The sequence below is a fragment of the Limosilactobacillus reuteri genome (assembly GCF_002254085.1).
GTDB lineage: Bacteria > Bacillota > Bacilli > Lactobacillales > Lactobacillaceae > Limosilactobacillus > Limosilactobacillus reuteri_K.
On record NZ_NGPY01000041.1, the window covers coordinates 1 to 2,199 of the forward strand.

The following is a 2,199-nucleotide window of genomic DNA, read 5'->3' on the forward strand; positions in this document are numbered from 1 at the left end:
TTTTATTGGTGACGATAGTGTTTGTTTGATTTTAGGGGACAATATCTATTACGGCGCTGGATTATCGGACCTTGTGCAATCAGCAGCGAAAAAAACTGATGGCGCCACGGTCTTTGGCTACCATGTCAATGATCCTGAACGTTTTGGCGTGGTCGACTTTGATGACCAGATGCATGCCTTATCGATTGAAGAAAAGCCGGTTCATCCTAAGAGTAATTATGCGGTGACTGGTCTTTACTTCTATGATAATCAAGTAGTTAAGATTGCTAAAAACATCAAGCCATCAGATCGCGGTGAACTTGAAATTACTGATGTTAACAAGGAATACCTGCGTCAAGGTAAGCTCGATGTCAAGTTAATGGGGCGCGGCTATGCTTGGCTGGATACCGGAACTCATGATTCCATGCTTGAAGCAGCCAACTTCATTGCTACAATTGAAAAGCGACAAAACTTAAAGGTGGCTTCCTTAGAGGAAATTGCCTATCGGATGGGCTATATTAATAAGGAACAATTAGTAGAGCTGGCGCAACCGCTAAAGAAAAATGATTATGGTCAATACTTATTGCGGTTAGCTCAACAAGACTAGGAGTGGATAAATAATGGGAAAATTAAACGTTCAGACAACGAAATTACAAGACGTTAAAATTATTACACCAGCAGTCTTTGGTGATCACCGTGGTTTCTTTGAAGAGACTTACTCTGATCGAGACTTTAAGAAGGCTGGAATTGACTTTAACTTTATTCAAGATAACCAGTCTCTTTCTACGCATGCTGGTGTCCTTCGTGGCTTACACTTCCAACGGGGGAAAGCGGCTCAAACAAAATTAATCCGAGTAGTCACCGGTGCCGTCCTGGATGTGATTGTTGACTTACGGAAGGGTTCCCCAACATACAAGCAATGGGAAGGTTATATCTTATCGGCAAGTAATCACCGTCAACTCCTGGTTCCGCGTGGATTTGCCCATGGCTTCTTGACTTTAACTGATAACGTTAACTTTGTTTACAAGTGTGATAACTATTACGATGCGGAAGCTGATGGCGGAATTTCCTTTAAGACGCCGGAATTAAGCATTGACTGGCCAATTGAATTTGATAAGGCCATTACTTCCGAAAAGGATGCCGCACAACCAACCTTAACTGAATTTGAAAAAGATAACCCATTTGTTTATGGTGAAATTTAAGCGAGGTCGTTATGGAAACTTTTAAGAATATTATTGTTACTGGGGGAGCCGGCTTTATTGGCTCCAACTTTGTTCACTATGTTGTTAACCACCACCCGGAAGTTGAACACATTACAGTTTTAGATAAACTGACTTATGCTGGTAATCCGGCTAATCTTGATGGCTTGCCAAAGGATAAAGTTGAACTCGTAGTCGGGGATATTTGTGATAAAGACTTAGTTGATAAGTTGGTAAGCCAAGCCGATGCCGTTGTTCATTACGCGGCGGAAAGTCACAATGACAACTCCTTGATTGATCCCACCCCGTTCATCCAAACTAACATTGTTGGGACTTCGGTTTTAATCAATGCTTGTCGGAAATATGACGTTCGTTACCACCATATTTCAACGGATGAAGTCTATGGCGATTTACCATTACGGGAAGACTTACCCGGTCATGGTGAAGGAAAAGGCGAAAAGTTTACTCCCGAATCACCATACCGGCCATCAAGTCCTTACTCTTCATCGAAGGCTAGCTCTGACTTATTAGTGCGGGCTTGGGTCCGATCATTTGGTTTACGGGCGACGATTTCCAATTGTTCTAATAACTATGGTCCGTACCAACACATTGAGAAGTTCATTCCCCGTCAGATTACCAATATCCTAAGTGGTATTCGGCCCAAGCTTTACGGTTCAGGCAAGAATGTTCGTGACTGGATTCACACTAATGATCATTCCCGGGCGGTTTGGGATATTTTAACCAAGGGGAAGATCGGTGAAACTTACCTCATCGGGGCCGATGGTGAAAAGAACAACAAGGAAGTTCTGGAAATGATCTTAGAGTTAATGGGTCAACCTAAAGATGCTTATGACCATGTTAAGGATCGTCCCGGCCACGATTTGCGTTATGCCATTGATGCTACAAAGCTGCGGACAGAATTAGGGTGGGAGCCAGAATTTACTGACTTCAAAACCGGTTTACAACACACGATTGATTGGTATACGGAACACCAAGATTGGTGGAAAGATGAAAAAGCCGC

The 2,199-nt window shown here is 42.8% G+C and carries 3 protein-coding genes; all 3 read left to right on the forward strand.

The window, feature by feature from the left end; genetic code table 11:
• Positions 1 to 586, forward strand: a 586-nt coding sequence (locus CBG10_RS07510) for a sugar phosphate nucleotidyltransferase (protein ID WP_094512172.1), incomplete at its 5' end; no start/stop codon positions are given.
• Between the two features lie 13 nt (positions 587 to 599).
• Complete coding sequence (gene rfbC, locus CBG10_RS07515; protein ID WP_094508434.1) at positions 600 to 1,181, forward strand: dTDP-4-dehydrorhamnose 3,5-epimerase; 582 nt, start codon at positions 600 to 602, stop codon at positions 1,179 to 1,181.
• Between the two features lie 11 nt (positions 1,182 to 1,192).
• Positions 1,193 to 2,199 (forward strand): dTDP-glucose 4,6-dehydratase (gene rfbB, locus CBG10_RS07520; RefSeq protein ID WP_094512173.1); only part of this gene is annotated, 1,007 nt, incomplete at its 3' end.